This window comes from Pseudomonas sp. SWRI154 (assembly GCF_014268645.1).
GTDB lineage: Bacteria > Pseudomonadota > Gammaproteobacteria > Pseudomonadales > Pseudomonadaceae > Aquipseudomonas > Aquipseudomonas marvdashtae.
In genome coordinates this window covers 1-18,412 of sequence record NZ_JABWQW010000031.1, presented here as the reverse complement: position 1 = coordinate 18,412, position 18,412 = coordinate 1, and the positions used below count along the sequence as shown (strand labels likewise).

General features: G+C 61.7%; 19 protein-coding genes. 11 read left to right on the top strand and 8 right to left on the bottom strand.

Going from position 1 to position 18,412, the window contains the following annotated elements; genetic code table 11:
* The first annotated feature begins 197 nt into the window (after positions 1-197).
* The 4 genes from HU806_RS22220 (at position 198) to HU806_RS22205 (ending at position 4,937) form a co-directional block, all read left to right on the top strand.
* Entirely contained in the window at positions 198-2,948 is a 2,751-nt protein-coding gene (locus HU806_RS22220; RefSeq protein ID WP_186614416.1) for a response regulator, read from the top strand.
* Positions 2,949-3,014: 66 nt separating this feature from the next.
* Positions 3,015-4,004, top strand: a complete 990-nt coding sequence (locus tag HU806_RS22215) for a 2-hydroxyacid dehydrogenase (RefSeq protein WP_186614414.1) — start codon at positions 3,015-3,017, stop codon at positions 4,002-4,004.
* A gap of 94 nt (positions 4,005-4,098) precedes the next feature.
* On the top strand, positions 4,099-4,533 hold the full coding sequence (locus HU806_RS22210) for a hypothetical protein (protein WP_186614412.1): 435 nt from the start codon (positions 4,099-4,101) through the stop codon (positions 4,531-4,533).
* On the top strand, positions 4,533-4,937 hold the full coding sequence (locus HU806_RS22205) for an META domain-containing protein (RefSeq protein ID WP_186614409.1): 405 nt from the start codon (positions 4,533-4,535) through the stop codon (positions 4,935-4,937). The genes HU806_RS22210 and HU806_RS22205 overlap by 1 nt, the downstream gene beginning before the upstream one ends.
* A gap of 201 nt (positions 4,938-5,138) precedes the next feature.
* Here the strand turns inward: HU806_RS22205 and HU806_RS22200 are convergent, their stop codons facing one another.
* Positions 5,139-5,606, bottom strand: coding sequence for a TlpA disulfide reductase family protein (locus HU806_RS22200; protein ID WP_186614408.1), 468 nt, complete (start codon positions 5,604-5,606; stop codon positions 5,139-5,141).
* Between the two features lie 80 nt (positions 5,607-5,686).
* Between HU806_RS22200 and arsC the strand changes: the two genes are divergently transcribed.
* From arsC to HU806_RS22185, 3 genes are read left to right on the top strand one after another with little or no spacing between them, the layout of a single operon-like run.
* Complete coding sequence (gene arsC / locus HU806_RS22195; protein ID WP_186614406.1) at positions 5,687-6,040, top strand: arsenate reductase (glutaredoxin); 354 nt, start codon at positions 5,687-5,689, stop codon at positions 6,038-6,040.
* Positions 6,037-6,642, top strand: coding sequence for an NAD(P)H:quinone oxidoreductase (gene wrbA, locus HU806_RS22190; protein ID WP_186614404.1), 606 nt, complete (start codon positions 6,037-6,039; stop codon positions 6,640-6,642). The genes arsC and wrbA overlap by 4 nt, the downstream gene beginning before the upstream one ends.
* The gene (locus HU806_RS22185; protein ID WP_186614402.1) at positions 6,635-7,060 is read left to right on the top strand and encodes a DUF2069 domain-containing protein; all 426 of its coding nucleotides are present in this window, start codon (positions 6,635-6,637) and stop codon (positions 7,058-7,060) included. The genes wrbA and HU806_RS22185 overlap by 8 nt, the downstream gene beginning before the upstream one ends.
* Positions 7,061-7,083: 23 nt before the next feature.
* Here HU806_RS22185 and HU806_RS22180 read toward each other — a convergent pair whose 3' ends face one another.
* Together HU806_RS22180 and ttcA are read right to left on the bottom strand one after the other, a co-directional pair.
* On the bottom strand, positions 7,084-7,758 hold the full coding sequence (locus HU806_RS22180; RefSeq protein ID WP_186614400.1) for a DNA-3-methyladenine glycosylase I: 675 nt from the start codon (positions 7,756-7,758) through the stop codon (positions 7,084-7,086).
* Positions 7,759-7,824: 66 nt separating this feature from the next.
* Positions 7,825-8,649 carry a tRNA 2-thiocytidine(32) synthetase TtcA gene (ttcA, locus tag HU806_RS22175; protein WP_186614398.1) on the bottom strand — a complete coding sequence of 275 codons (825 nt, stop codon included), beginning with the start codon at positions 8,647-8,649 and terminating at the stop codon, positions 7,825-7,827.
* A gap of 395 nt (positions 8,650-9,044) precedes the next feature.
* Here ttcA and HU806_RS22170 point away from each other — a divergent pair, with 395 nt between their 5' ends.
* Together HU806_RS22170 and HU806_RS22165 are read left to right on the top strand one after the other, a co-directional pair.
* Positions 9,045-9,647 (top strand): Yip1 family protein, encoded by a 603-nt coding sequence (locus tag HU806_RS22170; protein ID WP_186614396.1) that lies wholly within the window; start codon positions 9,045-9,047, stop codon positions 9,645-9,647.
* Positions 9,648-9,804: 157 nt separating this feature from the next.
* Entirely contained in the window at positions 9,805-10,299 is a 495-nt protein-coding gene (locus HU806_RS22165; RefSeq protein ID WP_186614394.1) for a SprT family zinc-dependent metalloprotease, read from the top strand.
* A gap of 45 nt (positions 10,300-10,344) precedes the next feature.
* On the opposite strand, the gene HU806_RS22160 is transcribed toward HU806_RS22165, so the two are convergent.
* Positions 10,345-11,526, bottom strand: a complete 1,182-nt coding sequence (locus HU806_RS22160) for a CaiB/BaiF CoA transferase family protein (RefSeq protein WP_186614392.1) — start codon at positions 11,524-11,526, stop codon at positions 10,345-10,347.
* A 306-nt stretch (positions 11,527-11,832) separates the two neighbouring features.
* A complete protein-coding gene (locus HU806_RS22155; RefSeq protein ID WP_186614390.1) occupies positions 11,833-13,185 on the bottom strand; it encodes a dicarboxylate/amino acid:cation symporter in 1,353 nt (450 codons plus the stop codon).
* Between the two features lie 335 nt (positions 13,186-13,520).
* Here HU806_RS22155 and HU806_RS22150 point away from each other — a divergent pair, with 335 nt between their 5' ends.
* Entirely contained in the window at positions 13,521-14,519 is a 999-nt protein-coding gene (locus tag HU806_RS22150) for an AraC family transcriptional regulator (RefSeq protein ID WP_186614388.1), read from the top strand.
* A 10-nt stretch (positions 14,520-14,529) separates the two neighbouring features.
* Here HU806_RS22150 and HU806_RS22145 read toward each other — a convergent pair whose 3' ends face one another.
* The 3 genes from HU806_RS22145 to HU806_RS22135 form a co-directional block, all read right to left on the bottom strand.
* Entirely contained in the window at positions 14,530-15,876 is a 1,347-nt protein-coding gene (locus HU806_RS22145) for an ATP-binding protein (RefSeq protein ID WP_186614386.1), read from the bottom strand.
* Positions 15,873-16,550, bottom strand: coding sequence for a response regulator (locus HU806_RS22140; protein WP_025215075.1), 678 nt, complete (start codon positions 16,548-16,550; stop codon positions 15,873-15,875). The genes HU806_RS22145 and HU806_RS22140 overlap by 4 nt, the downstream gene beginning before the upstream one ends.
* Before the next feature lie 97 nt (positions 16,551-16,647).
* The gene (locus HU806_RS22135; RefSeq protein WP_186614384.1) at positions 16,648-17,247 is read right to left on the bottom strand and encodes a hypothetical protein; all 600 of its coding nucleotides are present in this window, start codon (positions 17,245-17,247) and stop codon (positions 16,648-16,650) included.
* Between the two features lie 142 nt (positions 17,248-17,389).
* Between HU806_RS22135 and HU806_RS22130 the strand changes: the two genes are divergently transcribed.
* Positions 17,390-18,181, top strand: coding sequence for a dienelactone hydrolase family protein (locus HU806_RS22130; protein WP_186614383.1), 792 nt, complete (start codon positions 17,390-17,392; stop codon positions 18,179-18,181).
* The last annotated feature ends 231 nt before the right edge of the window (positions 18,182-18,412 follow it).

The following is an 18,412-nucleotide window of genomic DNA, read 5'->3' as shown; positions in this document are numbered from 1 at the left end:
CACATCCGCAAAGAGTTCTCAGTTACCCGATTATTCAAGTTCGGTTCCACAGCGACTACCGCCGCATATTGCTGCGGCAAAGTCCCCTGCGCATGAATTTTACAAAGATCCCCCGCCCGCAAATCGCTACACTGCGCAGGTGTTGCGTGCCGGATGCGCGCAAAGCTCAATCAGACCGCTGGATGCAGGAGACAAGCGTGCTCAAGAAACTGGGAATCAAAGGCCGTGTGTTGTTGCTGACGCTGTTGCCGACCAGCCTGATGGCATTGGTCCTGGGTGGTTATTTCACCTGGATGCAGCAATCGGACCTGCACGCCCAGTTGCTGCAGCGGGGTGAGATGATCGCCGAACAGCTGGCCCCGCTGGTCGCGCCGGCCATGAGCCGCCGGGACACCGAACTGCTGGAGCGCGTCGCCACCCAGTCCCTTGAACAGACGGACGTACGCGCCGTGACCTTCCTGGCGCCCGACCGCACGCCTGTGGCCCACGCCGGCCCGACCATGCTCAACCGCGCGCCGGAGGGCAACAGCAGCCAGTTGCTGCAACGCACCGGCAACGATGCCACCCGTTATTTGCTGCCGGTGTTCGGCAAGCACCGCAACCTGGCCGGTGAATTGATTCCTGAAGAAGCCGACCGCCTGCTGGGCTGGGTCGAGTTGGAATTGTCCCACAGCGGCATGTTGCTGCGCGGTTATCGCAGCCTGTTCGCCAGCCTGCTGCTGATCGCCGCAGGCCTGGGCTGCACCGCCCTGTTGGCCTTGCGCATGGGTCGCACGATCAATCGCCCGCTGAGCCAGATCAAGCAGGCCGTGGCGCAACTCAAGGACGGTCACCTGGAAACCCGCCTGCCGCCGCTGGGCAGCCAGGAGCTGGACGAATTGGCGTCGGGTATCAATCGCATGGCCGGCACTTTGCAGAATGCCCAGGAAGAGTTGCAGCACAGCATCGACCAAGCCACTGAAGACGTGCGCCAGAACCTCGAAACCATCGAGATCCAGAACATCGAGCTGGACCTGGCCCGCAAGGAAGCACTGGAAGCGAGCCGGATCAAATCCGAATTCCTGGCGAACATGAGCCATGAAATCCGCACGCCGCTCAACGGCATCCTCGGCTTCACGCATTTATTGCAAAAAAGCGAACTGACCCCGCGCCAGCTCGACTACCTGGGCACCATTGAAAAATCCGCCGACAGCCTGCTGGGCATCATCAACGAAATCCTCGATTTTTCGAAGATCGAGGCCGGCAAGCTGGTGCTCGACAGCATTCCGTTCAATCTGCGGGACCTGTTGCAGGACACCCTGACCATCCTCGCCCCCGCCGCCCACGCCAAGCAATTGGAACTGGTGAGCCTGGTCTACCGGGACACGCCGCTGTCGCTGGTGGGCGACCCACTGCGTCTGAAGCAGATCCTCACCAACCTGGTGAGCAACGCCATCAAGTTCACCCGCGAAGGCACCATCGTTGCCCGGGCCATGCTCGAGGACGAACACGAAGACAGCGTTCAACTGCGCATCAGCATCCAGGACACCGGCATCGGCCTCTCCAGCCAGGACGTGCGAGCGCTGTTCCAGGCCTTCAGCCAGGCCGACAATTCCTTGTCCCGGCAACCCGGCGGTACCGGCCTGGGCCTGGTGATTTCCAAGCGGCTGGTGGAACAGATGGGCGGGGAAATCGGTGTCGACAGCACACCGGGCGAAGGTTCGGAATTCTGGATCAGCCTGCGCCTGCCCAAGGCTCGTGACGACGTCGAAGACTTGCCCGGTCCACCGTTGCTGGGCCGACGCGTGGCCGTTATGGAAAATCACGAGCTGGCCCGCCAGGCCTTGCAACATCAGCTCGAGGACTGCGGGCTGCAAGTCACGCCATTCAACACGCTGGAGAACCTGACCAACGGCGTCACGGTCGCCCACCAGACCGATCAGGCGATCGACCTGGCGGTGCTCGGCATCACCAGCAATGACATGCCACCGGAACGTCTAAACCAGCACATCTGGGACCTGGAACACTTGGGCTGCAAAGTGCTCGTGCTGTGCCCGACCACCGAACAGACGCTGTACCACCTCTCGGTACCCAATCCTCATAGCCAGCTGCAAGCCAAGCCGGCCTGCACCCGCAAGCTGCGCCGGGCGTTGTCCGACCTGGTCAACCCACGCCCGCCACGCAACGAACCCAACGAGCCGGTGGCCAGCCGCGCGCCGAAAGTGTTGTGCGTAGACGACAACCCGGCCAACCTGCTGCTGGTGCAGACGCTGCTCGAAGACATGGGCGCCCGGGTGCTGGCGGTGGAAAGCGGATACGCGGCGGTCCAGGCTGTGCAAAAGGAAACCTTCGACCTTGTCTTGATGGACGTGCAGATGCCCGGCATGGACGGTCGCCAGAGCACCGAGACGATCCGCCAGTGGGAAAGCGAACGCCATTGCACGCCGCTGCCCATCGTCGCCCTCACCGCCCATGCCATGGCTAACGAGAAGCGCGCGTTGCTGCAAAGTGGCATGGATGACTACCTGACCAAACCCATCAGCGAGCGCCAACTGGCCCAAGTGGTACTCAAATGGACTGGCCTGGCGTTGCGTAACCAGGCGCCGGATCGAGCCGTCGATGCCCATGGCGGCAGTGAGCTGCTGGTCCTCGATCATGAGGAAGGCCTGCGCCTGGCCGCTGGCAAGGCCGATCTGGCGGCAGACATGCTGGCGATGCTGTTGGCCTCCCTGGAGGCCGACCGCGAGGCGATTCGCCAGGCCAGCGAGGCCAACGATCACAACGCCCTGATTGAACGGGTCCATCGCCTGCACGGGGCCACACGCTACTGCGGCGTACCGCAACTGCGCGCAGCCTGCCAGCGCAGCGAAACCCTGCTCAAGCAGCAGGACCCGAAAGCCGCAGCCGCCTTGCAAGAACTGGAACACGCCATCAATCGCCTGGCCAACGAGGCACGCATCAGCGCCTGACCCAGCGCAATGGTCATCGGCGCGAGGGCTGCTAGGCTGGGCTCATCCCAATGCCAGGAGGCCGTCATGCGCGCCATTCTTTTCAGCAGCCAGACCTACGACCGCGACAGTTTCAGCAAGGCCCCTTTACCGGCCGGCCTTGAATTGCAGTTCCAGCCGGCGCGGCTGAACCTGGACACCGTGGCCCTGGCCGAACGGCATGAGGTGGTCTGCGCGTTCATCAACGACGACCTGAGCGCCCCGGTGCTGGAACGGTTGACCGAGGGCGGCACGCGACTGATCGCCCTGCGCTCGGCCGGCTACAACCATGTCGACCTGCCCGCGGCCAAACGCTTGGGGTTGAGCATCGTGCGGGTGCCGGCCTATTCGCCCCACGCTGTCGCCGAACATGCCGTGGCGTTGATCCTGGCGCTCAACCGGTGCCTGCACCGCGCCTACAACCGCACCCGGGACGGCAATTTCAGCCTCCACGGGCTGACGGGGTTCGACCTGGTGGGCAAGACCGTCGGCGTGATCGGCACCGGCCAGATCGGCGCGACCTTCGCCCGGACCATGGCCGGCTTCGGCTGCCAATTGCTGGCATACGACCCTTACCCCAATCCACAGGTCGAGGCCCTGGGTGCCCGTTATTTGCCCTTGGCCGACTTGTTGGCACAAGCGCAGATCATCAGCCTGCACTGCCCACTCAACGAACAGAGCCGGCACCTTATCAACGCAGACTCCCTGAGCTCGATGCAGCGCGGCGCGATGCTGATCAACACCGGGCGCGGCGGTCTGGTGGACACGCCGGCGCTGATCGACGCGTTGAAAAGCGGCCATCTGGGCTACTTGGGCCTCGACGTTTATGAAGAAGAGGCCCAACTGTTTTTCGAAGACCGCTCCGACCTGCCCTTGCAGGACGATGTATTGGCGCGGCTGCTGACCTTTCCCAACGTGGTTGTCACTGCGCACCAGGCATTTTTGACCCGGGAAGCCTTGGCGGCGATCGCCGCTACCACACTGGACAATATCGCGGCCTGGGCCGAGGGTGTGCCACGCAATCTCGTGGAAGGCTGACGCCTGCGCCATCTTCCGGCAGTGGAAGTTCGTCGCCAGCGGACCATGGGCAACCCTGCCCCGTGCTAGCATGTCGCGCCTATTTGGAGGACCCATGGCCGAACACGATTTCCGCTACACCCTGATGAACCCACAGCACACCTTGACCGAGGTCCGCGCCCTGGCGCCGGGCCGTTACCAAGTCACCGGCAACGGCGGTTCGATCCAGGCCAACGACGTTCTGCTCGTGACGCTCAAGGGCAGCAAGGACCTGTCCATGCGACTGACCGTGGACACCGTTCGGCATCTGCTCAAGCCGATGGGGCAATGGACCGCCATGACCACCGGCCCGGTGTTCGGCGAACTGGCGATCCACACCTGGCAGGTCAATTGCGACCGCTGCGCCAAAGCGCTGAGCTTTGAATTCGCCGTCGATGCCAAGCTTGGCACCAAGGCCCAGAAACCGGCCGCCACCGCGCGCATCGCCGAGTTGGGCTGGACGACTGTCGGTGAAAAGCATGTGTGCCCTCAATGCCAGGAAGCTGCTTGATGAGACGCCTGGTCCTGTCCGCGCTGATTGGCGCCGGCCTGATGGGTTGCGCCGCCGAGCCGGTGCAACTGCAACAGAACCGCAGCTACATCCTCGAATGGATCGGTGAACGGCCGTTGATGGACTACAGCCACCTGACCATCACGCTCGGCGATGACGGTCGCGCCTATGGCAACGCGGGCTGCAACCATTGGTTCGCGCCGTACACGCTGGAAGGCGACCGGCTGAGTTTCGGCAAGATCGGCAGCACCCGCAAACTCTGCGCCCCGGCGCTGATGGAGCAGGAAACGCGCTTTTTGCAGGCACTGGAGAAGGTCGAGCGCTGGGACATCTCGCCGATCGAACAGATGCGCTTCTGGCCAGCCCAGGGCAAGCCGCTGCGTTGGTGGTTGGAGGAAGGCTGAGGCCTGAGCCTCCAGACAACCCCAGTTTGGACCAGGGACATGGTTGACCCTGTGGCGAGGGAGCTTGCTCCCGCTGGGCTGCGCAGCGGCCCCCTCCATTCTGTCTGACACATCAAAGTGACAGGTACATCTGGGGCCGCTTCGCGGCCCAGCGGGAGCAAGCTCCCTCGCCACAAAAGCCCCCTCGGCGTGATCCAGGCGTCATCTCAACGCCTGCAATGCCTCGAGCTTGGCCATCACTCCCGCCGCCGTCTGCTCCCCCAGCAGTTGTTCGCGGACCTTGCCCTGGGTATCGATGATGTAAGTGACGGGCAGCCCTTCACTGCGCGGGATATCGAAGAACTCAGCCGGGTCCTGGGCCAGGACGGTGAAACGAATGCCCATCTTCTCGCTGGCGCTCTTGAGTTCCTCGCCCTGCACTTGGTCGAAATTGACCCCGAACACGCCGACGTTTCGCTCCTTGAGCTGGTCGGCCAAGGCATTGAACTCGGGGATTTCCGTGCGACATGGCGCACACCATTCGGCCCAGTAATTGAGCACCACCCAGTGTTTGTCCAACCGCTGCGAGGCAATCGGCTGGCCGTTCTGGTCCACTCCGTAATCGTTGCCGCAGCCGGCGAGCATCAAAATACCGATAAAAGTCAGTGCCGCCGCCAATCGCCTTGCCATGTGTCGATCCTTGTCTGAGGTGCTAGGGACTTCGCAGCACAGTAGAATAGCCGCCACCTTACGCAAGATGCGACCCGCTCATGACTGATCTGACGCTTTATCACAACCCGCGTTGCTCAAAATCCCGCGGCGCGCTGGAACTGTTGGAGGCCCGTGGCCTGTCACCGACGGTGGTCCGCTACCTCGAAACCCCGCTGAATGCCGCGCAACTTGAGCGCCTGCTGGGCAAGCTCGGCATCGAGGCCCGGCAATTGCTGCGCACTGGCGAAGATGAATACAAGACCTTGAACCTGGCAGACCAAAGCCTGAGCCAGGCGCAGTTGATCGCCGCAATCGCCGACCACCCGAAACTCATGGAGCGACCGATCCTTGAGGCCGGCGACAAGGCCGTGATCGGCCGCCCACCGGAAAAGATCCTGGAGATCCTGCCGTGAGTACGCCGTACATCCTGGTGTTGTATTACAGCCGCAGCGGCTCCACCAACGAAATGGCCCGGCAGATCGCCCGAGGCGTCGAGCAGGCCGGCCTGGAAGCCAGGCTGCGTACCGTGCCGGCGATTTCCACCGAGTGCGAGGCCGTGTCGCCGGACATCCCGGAACAAGGCCCGCTCTACGCCAGCCTCGATGACCTGAAGAACTGCGCCGGCCTGGCCCTCGGCAGCCCGACCCGGTTCGGCAACATGGCCGCACCGCTCAAATACTTCCTCGACGGCACCAGCAATCTCTGGCTGACGGGGGCGCTGGTGGGCAAGCCGGCCGGCGTGTTCACCTCCACTGCGAGCCTGCATGGCGGCCAGGAAACCACCTTGCTGTCGATGATGCTGCCCTTGCTGCATCACGGTATGTTGATCACCGGCCTGCCCTACAGCGAATCGGCCTTGATCGACACCCAAGGTGGCGGTACGCCCTACGGCCCGAGCCACCATGCTGGCGCCGACGGCAAGAGCGGCTTGAACGAACATGAAGTCGCCCTGTGCCGTGCCTTGGGCCTGCGCTTGGCGAAAACCGCTCTGTTGCTGGAGAACGGCCGTGGCTAGAAAGCCGAAGATCTTGCCGCCGATCCAGTGGCTGGAGCCGCGTGTACGCATCGCTCGCAACCTGAGCCTGTTGTGCTTTTTCGGCCTGGTGGGGCTGCTCAGCGCGTATTACCTGCTGATCGCCGACCTGCACGGCGCGCGTCCCTGGGTAATCCTGTCGATCGAGCTGGTGCCGCTGTTGATTCTGGCGCCGGGCATGCTCAGCGGCAGCGCGCGCGGGCATTCGTGGATGTGCTTCGTGGTGAACCTGTATTTCATCAAGGGCGCGCTGGCGGCCTACGACCCGAACCGACAGCTGTTCGGCATGCTGGAAATGGCCGCGAGTGTGGCGCTGTTCTGCTCGGCCTTGCTGTATGTGCGATGGCGGTTCCAGTTGAACCGGCGGTTGGCTGGCGAGGGTGAGCCTTCGGCTGCCTGAAACAACACCCTCGCAATGCAGGGTCAATGGTTGACGGTGTAAGCCAGCATCATGGAGATCTGGCTCATCGGCCGTCCGCCACTTTCTTCATGCCACTGGTTGAACGCGTTCTGCACCGTCGCCAGGTCCCGCAGGCTGGTCGGGACTTTATCGACGATTTCCTGGGCGTTGAGCGCCGCCACCACGTCATAGCTGGGCACGAAGGTGTCCTTGCCCATCATCCGCAGGAAACGCGGCGCCGAGAGACCGCCGAGCTGATGGCCGTGTTTTTTCAGGTAGGTCCACAGGCCGACAATGTCGGTCACTGGCCAGTCGGCGATCAACGCGCCGAAACTGCCTTTTTCAAGGGCCACATCCAATACGAGCTGCGCATTGCGCGGCACGCTCTTGAGCTTGCCCAGGTGGCGAATGATCCGCGCGTCCTGCATCAGCCGCTCCAGGTGCTCGGCGCTCATCAGCACGACTTTTTCCGGGTCGAACTTGAAAAACACCTCTTCGAATGCCGGCCATTTAGCGTCCACCAGGCTGTGCTTGAGCCCGGCGCGAAACACCCGCAGCGCCATGGTCGAGAGGTAGCGGTCGTCGCTGATCTTGCGCAGTTGCGCCGGGGTCTTGGGAATCGGCAGGTGGGCTTCCAGTTCAGCCGCTGACCCAAAGCGGTTCAGACAATACTCGTGCAGCCACTTGTAATCGCGCATGCCCTCTCCTGGTTCAAAAATGAAAACGGCGCTCGCGAGCGCCGTGAATAAAAGCCGTTGGGACCGTCAGAGATTCACCACATTGACGAACCGCGGCGTGGCGCTTTCGTCGATACGCAGGTTGGTGAAGTCGAACAGGTTGCGGTCCGCCAGTTGCGACGGAATGACGTTCTGCAAGCCGCGGAAGATGCTCTCGGTACGGCCCGGGGTCTTGCGTTCCCATTCCTGAAGCATTTCCTTGACCACTTGGCGCTGCAGGTTTTCCTGGGAGCCGCACAGGTTGCAGGGAATGATCGGGAATTGCTTGAAATCCGAATAGGCCTGGATGTCTTTCTCGTTGCAATAAGCCAGCGGGCGAATGACCACGTTGCGTCCGTCATCGGCGCGCAGCTTGGGCGGCATGGCCTTTAGCGAGCCGTTGTAGAACATGTTGAGGAAGAAGGTCTCGACGATGTCGTCGCGGTGATGCCCCAGGGCCATCTTGGTCGCGCCGATCTGGTCGGCAAAGGTGTAGAGCGTGCCACGGCGCAGGCGCGAACACAGCGAACAAGTGGTCTTGCCCTCGGGAATCAGTTCCTTGACCACCGAATAGGTGTCTTTCTCGACGATGTGGTATTCAACACCGAGCGACTCGAGGTAGGCCGGCAGCACATGCTCGGGAAAACCGGGCTGCTTCTGATCCATGTTCACGGCAACGATGTCGAACTTGATCGGCGCAACCTTCTGCAAATGCATCAGCACGTCGAGCAAGGTGTAGCTGTCCTTGCCGCCGGACAGGCAGACCATGACCTTGTCGCCGTCCTCGATCATGTTGAAATCGGCGACCGCCTCACCGGCCAGGCGGCGCAGACGCTTTTGCAGTTTGTTCTGATTGACCGTAAGAGTGCCCATGACGCGAAATCCGTGAGGTGTGACGAAAGGCGGGCATTTTACGCAAAAAAAACCGAATGTGGCACGGCCCTTCGTGGCGAGGGAGCTTGCTCCCGCTGGGTTGCGAAGCGACCCTCTGGGGCCGTCCTGCTGGCGTCTGCTTCGCAGCCGAGCGGGAGCAAGCTCCCTCGCCACAGGGAATCTGTCCGCCAGCGAGAGTGTACCCACAGATCAAGCCGCGATTAACCCGCTTCGTTACAGCGCGATTTGCTCTAAGCCGCCCATCCCCCTCGCGGCGACTCCTTTCTATACTGCGACATAAGGTCGCACACACTTACAGACCTTCACTTACCCGGCCATTTGGCCCGTAGGCGCTCCGTTGGGGGGCGATGGCAATAACAAAGGAGTGACTGACTATGATCCATCATGTCGTGGGGCTCTTTACCCACCCTGGTCAAGAATGGAAGGAAATCCGTGGCGATCAGGAGGAAAGCATCAGCCACATGTACCTCACCCACACGCTGATCCTGGCGGCGATCCCCGCCGTATCGGCGTTCATCGGCACCACGCAGGTGGGATGGGTCATCGGCAATCGTCCACCGGTCATGCTCACCCAGGAAAGCGCGCTGTGGATGACCGTCATGTCATACCTGGCCATGTTGGGCGGCGTGGCGGTGATGGGCGCCTTCATTCACTGGATGGCCCGCACCTATGACGCCAACCCGAGCCTGGCCCGTTGCGTCGCGTTCGCCACTTACACAGCGACGCCCCTGTTCATCGGCGGCCTGGCGGCACTCTATCCGCATATGTGGCTGGGGATGATCGTCGGCACCGCAGCGATCTGCTACACGGTTTACTTGTTATATGTGGGTTTGCCGACATTCATGAACATTCCCCAGGATGAAGGTTTCCTGTTTTCCAGCTCGGTGCTCGCCGTCGGCCTGGTCGTGCTGGTAGCCATCATGGCGTTCACGGTGATTGTCTGGGGGCTTGGCGTTGGCCCGGTCTATACCAACTGAAAATTTGAAGCTCTCCCAAAAAAAACAATCTGCCAACACAGGCCGCCGCAAGGCGGCCTTCCTGCGTCTGGAACCGCCGAAACGACCATTGGGCGCCTGGGCGATTCGCAACGACGGGCGCTTGCGGCATACTCGGCTTTCTGGAGACCCGTAAAGCATGCTCGAGCAACTCAATACCCGCGTCGAAGAGTGTTACCAACAAGCCGAATCCTTTTTCAAACGTCCTTTCAAACGCCCGGTCGTCAGTCTCAAATTGCGCGGCCAGAAGGCCGGTGTCGCGCACCTGCATGAAAACCTGCTGCGCTTCAATCCACAGTTGTATCGGGAAAACGCCGAGGACTTCCTCAAGCAGACGGTCGCCCATGAAGTCGCGCACCTGATCGCCCACCAATTGTTCGGCGACCGCATCCAGGCCCACGGCGAGGAATGGCAATTGATCATGCGCGGGGTCTACGAACTGCCGCCCAACCGCTGCCACACCTATGAGATCAAGCGCCGCACCGCCACCCGCTACATCTACAAATGCCCTTGCGACGGCAGCGACTTCCCGTTCACGGCCCAGCGCCACAGCCTGGTGCGCCAGGGACGACGATATTTATGCCGCAGTTGCCGCAATACCTTGGTGTTCAGTGGAGAAACGCGGGTCGAATAGCTGGAGTTGATTAGGCGTCGGCTTGCGGTAGGGCCCTGGATGACACTACCCAACGACCCTGTCGCCGCGCAATTGGGCAATCCGCTCGTCACTGAACCCCAATTCTTCCAGCACCTGGTCGGTGTGCTCGCCCAGTTTCGCACCAATGTGCCGGGGCTCGGGCAGCCCTTGGGAAAACTTCAACGGACAAGCCATCTGCGCCTGACTCGAACCATCGCTGCGAGGCACCGTGGTCACCAGCTCCCTGGCTTGCAATTGTGGATGCTCAAGCGCCTCTTCCAGGCTCAGCACCGGCTCGACGCACGCATCGACCCGGGCGAATAACGCGCAAATTTCAGCGAAGTCATGCTTCTCGAACTCGGCTTGAAGTTGCTGCTTGAGCTTCTGCTGCTGTCCAGGTTCAGGCGCCAGCCCCAAGGCCGCCAGCTCCGGCCGTCCCAAGGCGTCGCACAGCGCCTGCATGAAGGGCGGCTCAAGGCTGCCCACCGACATCCAGCGACCATCGCGGGTGCGGTAATAGTCATAGAAACTGCCGCCGTTGAGCATCTGGCGCTCCCAGCCCGGCTCCACACCGCAGGCCAGATAACCTGCACCGGCCATGGCGTGCAGGCTGAAGACACAGTCGGTCATGCTCACGTCCAGGTGCTGGCCCAGCCCAGTGTGCTGACGAGCGATCACCGCCGCCAACAACCCGATCACGCCATGCAACGAACCACCGGCGATGTCCGCCGCTTGAATGCCCAGCGGCAACGGGCCGCTGTCGACACGACCGGTCTGGCTCGCCAAACCGGCCAGCGCCAGATAGTTGATGTCATGGCCGGCGCGATCCTTGTAAGGCCCGGTCTGGCCGTAGCCGGTGATCGACACGTAGATCAGCCGGGGGTTGATCACCATCAGAGCTTCGTACCCCAGGCCCAGCCGCTCCATCACCCCGGGGCGGAACTGCTCCAGCAGGATATCGTGGTCGCCCAGCAACCGTTTGATGATCTCCAGCGCCGCCGGCTGCTTGAGGTCCAGCGCCAGGCTGCGCTTGTTGCGATTGAGGTAGGCATGGCTGGCCGAGACGCCTTGGTCGTGCGGCGGCAAAGCTCGCAGCAGATCCGGACGACCGGGGGATTCGATGCGCAGCACCTCGGCGCCCATGTCCGCCAGCAGCAGCGAGGCGAACGGGCCCGGCAGCAGGGTCGAGAAATCCAGAACCTTGAGCGATGCCAGTGGGCCTTGCATGGAAGATCTCCGCTTGAATGATGCATTCAAGACTAGGCAGGGTCTGGCGCTGGGGCAATTACCGTCGGTGTCGTTCGGGCTGACAAATCTGCTCAGTGCGAGGGCTGTTGTGGCGAGGGAGCTTGCTCCCGCTGGACTGCGCAGCAGTCCCCTACGTATGACCTGAAGCCATGCGGTGGCAGATATATCCTGGGGCTGCTGCGCAACCCAGCGGGAGCAAGCTCCCTCGCCACAAAAGCAGCTCACCTGGAAAATGCGCCGCAATAAAAAACCCGCCGAAGCGGGTTTTTCATTGCAGCCTGAAGATTACCTTACAGTGCCTGGAGCAGAGGATTCAGCCGCTGCAATCTGCGCCGCCGCGATCTGCTCGTCATCTTCACGAACATCGGAAATACCGCGACCACCGGAAGCCAGCTCGGTCTGCAACTGGTCTTCATCCAGCTCCTTGACCCACTTGGCAACCACGATCGTCGCAACGGCGTTGCCTACCAGGTTGGTCAGGGCGCGGGCTTCGGACATGAAGCGGTCGATACCCAGGATCAGCGCCAGGCCGGCGACCGGCAGGTGACCTACGGCCGACAGGGTGGCGGCCAGCACGATGAAGCCGCTACCGGTGACGCCGGCAGCACCTTTGGACGACAGCAGCAGCACCAGCAGCAGGGTGATCTGGTGGGTGATGTCCATCGGGGTGTCGGTGGCCTGGGCGATGAACACCGCAGCCATGGTCAGGTAGATCGAAGTACCGTCGAGGTTGAACGAGTAGCCAGTCGGGATGACCAGGCCGACTACAGACTTCTTGGCACCCAGGCGCTCCATCTTGATCAGCATGCGTGGCAGGGCCGATTCCGACGAGGAGGTGCCCAGCACGATCAGCAGTTCTTCACGGATGTAGCGGATCAGCTTGATCACGCTGAAGCCGTGGGCGCGGCAGATGGCGCCCAGCACCACCAGCACGAACACTACGCAAGTGATGTAGAAGCAGATCATCAGCTGGCCCAGCTGCACCAGCGAACCGACACCGTAGGCGCCGATGGTGAAGGCCATGGCACCGAACGCACCGATTGGCGCCAGCTTCATGATCATGTTGATGATGATGAACATCACGTGGGCGAAGCGATCGATGAAGTCCAGCACCGGCTTGCCGTAGGCACCCAGGCGATGCAGGGCGAAACCGAAGAGCACCGAGAACATCAGCACTTGCAGGATGTCGCCGTTGGCGAACGCACCGACGATGGTGTTCGGGATCACGTTGAGGATGAAGGCAATGATGCTTTGATCTTTACCGGCATTGATGAAACCGGCGATCTTGCTGGTGTCCAGGGTCGATACGTCGATGTGCATGCCGGCGCCCGGTTGCACGACGTTGACCACGACCAGGCCGATCAGCAGGGCGATGGTGGAGACGATCTCGAAATACAGCAGCGCGTAGCCGCCGGTCTTGCCCACCGATTTCATGTTCTGCATGCCGCCGATGCCGCTGACGACGGTACAGAAGATGATAGGGGCGATGACCATCTTGATGAGTTTGATGAACCCGTCACCGAAGGGCTTGAGGGCAACGCCGGTCTGCGGGTAGAAGTGGCCGAGCAAAATGCCGATGGCAATGGCTACGATCACCTGGAAATACAGGGATTTGTACAGGGGCTGACGAGTCGTCATGGCAAAATCTTCCTCAAGAGTCCCGTGTGACAACATCCGCCTGTTGTCCACGGCACCTCAATTGCGAACCCTCCTGCACCGGAGGGATTTGTTTTTGTCGGCTGCACGCTGCAGACCTGCGTAGTGCATCGCAAGGCGCGTGCCATTTTTGCGAAACGCCCTACAAGCGCCATTGCAGACGGTGTTTGTGTGTTTCTGAAGGATTGCATACAAGCCTAAACGTGGCGGATATCCGCCAACCCACCGCTTACCACTCCTGGATTTGGCGGATATCCGCCTTGTCGAGCCTCAAGTCCCTGCTAACATCGCCTCGCTTAACGGACGGATCAGTGCCCATGCGCCAACGCACCATCGCCAGTCACTTCGCCCGTGCAGCCCTCGGAGGCGCACGCCGGCAAGGGTTCGACTGCCTTCCCCTGCTACAACAGCTGGGCATCAGCCCGGAGCTGCTGAACGAACCGCGGGCGCGCATCGCGCCAGAGCAATTCGCCCGCCTGTTGCAGGCGCTGTGGTTGGCGCTGGGAGATGAATATCTGGGATTTGGCCGGGTGACGAGTAAACCCGGGACGTTTGCCATGATGTGTCACACGTTGATCCACTGTCGGACGCTGGGCAAAGCCCTGCAACGCGGTTTGTTGTTCTACAGCCTGTTTGCCGACGCCCCGCGGCTGACACTGGAAGCCGAAGGAGACCGGGTACGGTTGAGCCTGGATGAGTCGACGCTGCGTGACCCCGAGCATTTCCTGGCCGAAAGCCTGCTGGTCGTCTGGCATCGCCTCGGCAGTTGGCTGATAGGCCAGCGAATCGGCCTGGAACAGGCGACGTTCAGCTATGCCAAGCCGCCCCACGGCGCCGAATACGACCTGCTGTTCCCCTGCCCGCTGGTGTTCGAGGCGCAACGCAGCAGCCTGTTGTTTCATGGCCGCTACCTGGAGATGCCACTGCTGCAGGACGAGCGAACCCTCAAGCGTTTTCTCGAACGCTCCCCCGCTGACCTGCTGTCACGCCCGGACGATGGCCACAGCCTGACCAGCCAACTGCGCCGCCTGCTCAGTCGTGACACGGTGCGCTGGCCGGACCTGGACAGCGTCGCCGCGCATTTGCACATCAGCGCCCAGACGCTGCGCCGGCATCTTCGCGAGGAAGGCACCAGCTTCCAGGAGCTCAAGGATCAGCTGCGGCGGGATATCGCCATCTACCATTTGGGAAGGGCCAATCTGTCGTTGCAGCAGATTGCCGAACAACTCGGGTTCTCCGAGCCATCGGCGTTTCACCGGGCGTTCAAGAAGTGGACGGGGGTGACGCCGGGGGCTTATCGGGAGCAGGAGAACTGATTTTTTGGTTTCAAACCATCGGAAAATGAATCCGAAACGCCGCCCCACCCAGCTCTGAATCACCCAAGGCCAATTTCGCGTCATAGCTTTCAATAATGTCCTTGACCACCGCCAGGCCAATCCCCTGTCCCGGATGCTGGCGATCCAACCTTTCGCCACGCTCAAGGATCCGCACACGCTGGTCCGGTGGCACGCCCGGACCATCGTCTTCAATACTCAGCTCCGTACCGCCGAGGGTCTGGTGCACGCTGACCCGCACTACCCCCAGGCACAGCCGATAGGCGTTTTCCAACAGGTTGCCGAGCATTTCCAGCAGCGCGCCCTGTTCGATGGGCACCTGGCAGTGCTCCGGCAGGTCGAATTCGACCTGTACGCGCTTGTCGCGGTACACCTTGTCGAGCGTGTCGCACAGGCTTTGCAGGACGGGGCGCAAGCGCACCTGATGGCGCACCAGGCCGCTTTTGCGCAGGCTGGCACGCTGCAACTGATAGCCGATCTGTTGGCTCATGCGTTCGATCTGGGTTTGCAGCACCCAGGCCTGGCCACGGTCCTCGGGGCGCCGGGCCATGTCCTCGCTGACACCTTGCAACACCGCCAGCGGAGTTTTCAGGCTGTGGGCCAGATCATCAAGGGAATCGCGATAACGGCTGCGCTGCTCGCGCTCGCTGTGCAGCAGGCGATTGAGGGAGCCGGTCAAGCGCAACAGCTCCCGAGGGTGCGCAGTGCTGAGGCTTTCGCGGGTTCCGGCCTCGATTTCATCGAGTTCCTGGCTCAGGCGCCGCAGGGCTCGCAAGCCCCAGGTCAGGCCGATCCACAAAAGTGCCAACAACACCGCCAGCGCGGCGCCGAACCCCAGGTAGAGGTTTTCCCGCAGGCCTTGCAGGGTCAGCTCATAATCATGCACCGGCTGCAGGGTGACGATACTGAACGCGGCGCTCTGGCCGCCCAGCAACTTGACCTCGACGTCGTAGACGAAGAACTCCTGGCCGTTGTCCTCGCGGATACGCGCGAACTGGTTGCCCTGCCCGTCATAGCGCGGCGTGTAATTGATGTGTTCTTCCTGGGTCGCCTTCGAACGCCAGACCAACCGGCCCTCGCGATCATAGATGTAGCCCAGCAGGCGAGCATCGGCGAGGTTGAATCGCTCGTCGGGCAACTGCGCGGGCATCTTCAATCGATTGTTTTCCACCCGGGCGGCGGAAATCAGCGTGGTCACGTCCGAGGCCAGGCGTTGTTCGATCGACTCCTGCAAGGCCAGGCTGAACGCGCCTTGCATCGCCGGCAGCAGCGCCAGCATGAACAGCACCGCCAGCGTCATCGCGGCCAGCATCAGCCGCAGCCGCAGCGAACGAATCACTGGCAGCGCTCGTTGAACAGATAACCCAGGCCACGCACGGTATCGATCGGTTTAAAGCCGGCCGGCGCTTCGAGTTTGCGACGCAGGCGTCCTACCAATACTTCGATGACATTCGGGTCGCGCTCATCGTCGTCCGGGTAGAGCTGTTCCATCAGGCGGTCCTTGGCGACGACTTGCTGGTGATGACGCATCAGGTATTCAAGGATGCGATATTCGTAGGCCGTCAAAGCCAACGGCTCGTCGCCCAGGGACGCCTGCTTGCGGTTGAGGTCCAGCAACAGCGGACCAGCGACGATGGTCGACTGGGTAAAGCCGCTGGAGCGACGCAGCAGGGCATTGAGCCGCGCCTCCAACTCCTCGAACTGAAACGGCTTGACCACATAGTCGTCGGCCCCGGCGGCCAGGCCTTCGACTTTGTCCTGCCAGTTGCCGCGAGCGGTGAGGATCAGGATAGGAAAGGTCTTGTCCTGTGAACGCAGCCGACGAATCAGTTCCAGGCCGCTGATCCCTGGCAGGCCCAGGTCGATCACCGCCAGGTCATGATTGAACTCGCGTACCTGGTACAAGGCTTCTTCGGCATTGGCCACGGCCTGCACCACGTGGCCGCTGTCGGTGAGACGGGTTTGCAAGTGATGACGCAACAACGCTTCGTCTTCGACAACCAATAGTTTCATGAACCGCTCCCAGGCCAATCAAAAACAGCCAATTTCAAACAAAAAGCGCCGGATGGGCTCGGGCCGATCCGGCTGGACATGCTCATTCCCAGGCGGCCTAGAACGTGTAGTTGGCGGACAGGTAAGTCTGGGCGCTGCTGGTCAAGTCCAGCGAACCGACTTTGTCACCGCCGTGCGGGCTCATCTCGGTGCTCGCATTGCTGCGCAGGTAACGGTACCCGAGTTCCACCGAGGTGTTTTGCGAAATTTGTTGCAACACGCCCCCTTGCAGGCCAACGGCATAGCCGATGTCGGTGTCGCGGCTAAAGCCTGGGGAATCCTGGGTCAGCTTGGTCAGGCCCGCCGTGCCACCACCGAACAGTTTAGTGCTGCTGGTGACCGGATAGAACAGGTCGTAGCTGCCCAGCAGGTTTTCCTGGCGCAACTTGATGCCGTTGTGGCTGCCCGAAACGTTATCGTAGGTGGCGTAGTAGCGACCCTGGTCGTTTTGCCGGCCCAGGCGCAGGCCATAGGTGCTGTCCTTGGCGACGATACCGTCGGCGTTCGGGTTGTTCAGCGCGCTGTTCAAGGCGTTGGACTTCTTGACCTTGTCGCTGGTCTGGCCGAGCGTCAGGCTGGCAAAGTTATCGTCGGCGTGAGCCAGGGCGCTGGCACTCAGCACGGTGAAGGCCAGCAGCAGTTTTTTCATATGAGTCATGATCAGGTCCCTTTTGAAGCCGTGGTTGTGTGAAGTCGCAGCCACGTTATCCAATGGTCCCTGAACCCCTCTTGAACGTTCTCTGAACCTGGGCTGAATGAATCGGCTAGTCTGTCCTAACAACTTTTCAAGAAGATCCATCATGCGCAGGTTGCTTGCTGTTGTACTTCTGGCCTTGAGCGGCGCAAGCCACGCCGCCATCCAGACCCAGGAGATCCCCTACACCAGTGCCGACGGCACGAAGCTGATCGGTTATTACGCCTATGACGACGCGGTCAAAGGCCCGCGCCCCGGCGTGGTGGTGGTGCATGAATGGTGGGGGCTGAACGATTACGCCAAGCGCCGCGCCCGTGACCTCGCCGGGCTTGGCTACAGCGCCCTGGCCATCGACATGTACGGCGACGGCAAGAACATCGAGCACCCCAAGGACGCGATGGCCTTCATGCAGGCGGCGCTCAAGGACGGCAAGGCAGCCAGTGCGCGTTTCCAGGCCGGACTCGACCTGTTGAAGAAACAACCCCAGACCGACCCGGACAAAATCGCCGCCATCGGTTACTGCTTCGGCGGCAAGGTGGTGCTGGACGCAGCGCGCCAGGGCCTGCCGCTGGCCGGCGTGGTGAGTTTCCACGGCGCCCTGGTCACCAATACCCCGGCGACTCCTGGCAGCGTCAAGGCCAAGATCCTGGTGGAACACGGCGCGCTGGACAGCATGGTCACCGGCGACAACGTGACTGCGTTCAAGAGCGAGATGGACAAGGCCGGCGCCGACTATAAATTCGTCAGCCTCGACGGCGCCAAGCACGGCTTCAGCAACCCGGACGCCGACCGCCTGAGCCACGGCGAACATGGCGGGCCGGACATCGGCTACAACAAGGCGGCCGATGAGAAGTCGTGGGCGGATATGCAGAAGTTCTTCAAGAAGATCTTTGGCTGAGATCGACTCTTTCAACTGAACCTTTACCTGTGGCGAGGGAGCTTGCTCCCGCTGGGCCGGTCCGACGCCTCGGGCGCAGCGGCCCTAAGATTGTCGGCGACTGCTGCGCAGTCGAGCGGGAGCAAGCTCCCTCGCCACAATGAAGTGCGCCCCAAAAGCTGGACACTGGCTGGCTAGGCTATCGCGGACTGAGCTCGGTACGCTACAGGGCTTAGCCCGCCCAGTTTCATC

What these genes read in the sequence shown, in the direction of transcription:
- HU806_RS22215 (WP_186614414.1), top strand. Translation starts at nt 3,015, where the DNA reads ATGCGCGCCATTCTTTTCAGCAGCCAGACCTACGACCGCGACAGTTTC.
- HU806_RS22210 (WP_186614412.1), top strand. Translation starts at nt 4,099, where the DNA reads ATGGCCGAACACGATTTCCGCTACACCCTGATGAACCCACAGCACACC.
- HU806_RS22205 (WP_186614409.1), top strand. Translation starts at nt 4,533, where the DNA reads ATGAGACGCCTGGTCCTGTCCGCGCTGATTGGCGCCGGCCTGATGGGT.
- HU806_RS22200 (WP_186614408.1), bottom strand. Translation starts at nt 5,606, where the DNA reads ATGGCAAGGCGATTGGCGGCGGCACTGACTTTTATCGGTATTTTGATG.
- arsC (WP_186614406.1), top strand. Translation starts at nt 5,687, where the DNA reads ATGACTGATCTGACGCTTTATCACAACCCGCGTTGCTCAAAATCCCGC.
- HU806_RS22180 (WP_186614400.1), bottom strand. Translation starts at nt 7,758, where the DNA reads ATGCGCGATTACAAGTGGCTGCACGAGTATTGTCTGAACCGCTTTGGG.
- ttcA (WP_186614398.1), bottom strand. Translation starts at nt 8,649, where the DNA reads ATGGGCACTCTTACGGTCAATCAGAACAAACTGCAAAAGCGTCTGCGC.
- HU806_RS22170 (WP_186614396.1), top strand. Translation starts at nt 9,045, where the DNA reads ATGATCCATCATGTCGTGGGGCTCTTTACCCACCCTGGTCAAGAATGG.
- HU806_RS22165 (WP_186614394.1), top strand. Translation starts at nt 9,805, where the DNA reads ATGCTCGAGCAACTCAATACCCGCGTCGAAGAGTGTTACCAACAAGCC.
- HU806_RS22160 (WP_186614392.1), bottom strand. Translation starts at nt 11,526, where the DNA reads ATGCAAGGCCCACTGGCATCGCTCAAGGTTCTGGATTTCTCGACCCTG.
- HU806_RS22155 (WP_186614390.1), bottom strand. Translation starts at nt 13,185, where the DNA reads ATGACGACTCGTCAGCCCCTGTACAAATCCCTGTATTTCCAGGTGATC.
- HU806_RS22150 (WP_186614388.1), top strand. Translation starts at nt 13,521, where the DNA reads ATGCGCCAACGCACCATCGCCAGTCACTTCGCCCGTGCAGCCCTCGGA.
- HU806_RS22140 (WP_025215075.1), bottom strand. Translation starts at nt 16,550, where the DNA reads ATGAAACTATTGGTTGTCGAAGACGAAGCGTTGTTGCGTCATCACTTG.
- HU806_RS22135 (WP_186614384.1), bottom strand. Translation starts at nt 17,247, where the DNA reads ATGACTCATATGAAAAAACTGCTGCTGGCCTTCACCGTGCTGAGTGCC.
- HU806_RS22130 (WP_186614383.1), top strand. Translation starts at nt 17,390, where the DNA reads ATGCGCAGGTTGCTTGCTGTTGTACTTCTGGCCTTGAGCGGCGCAAGC.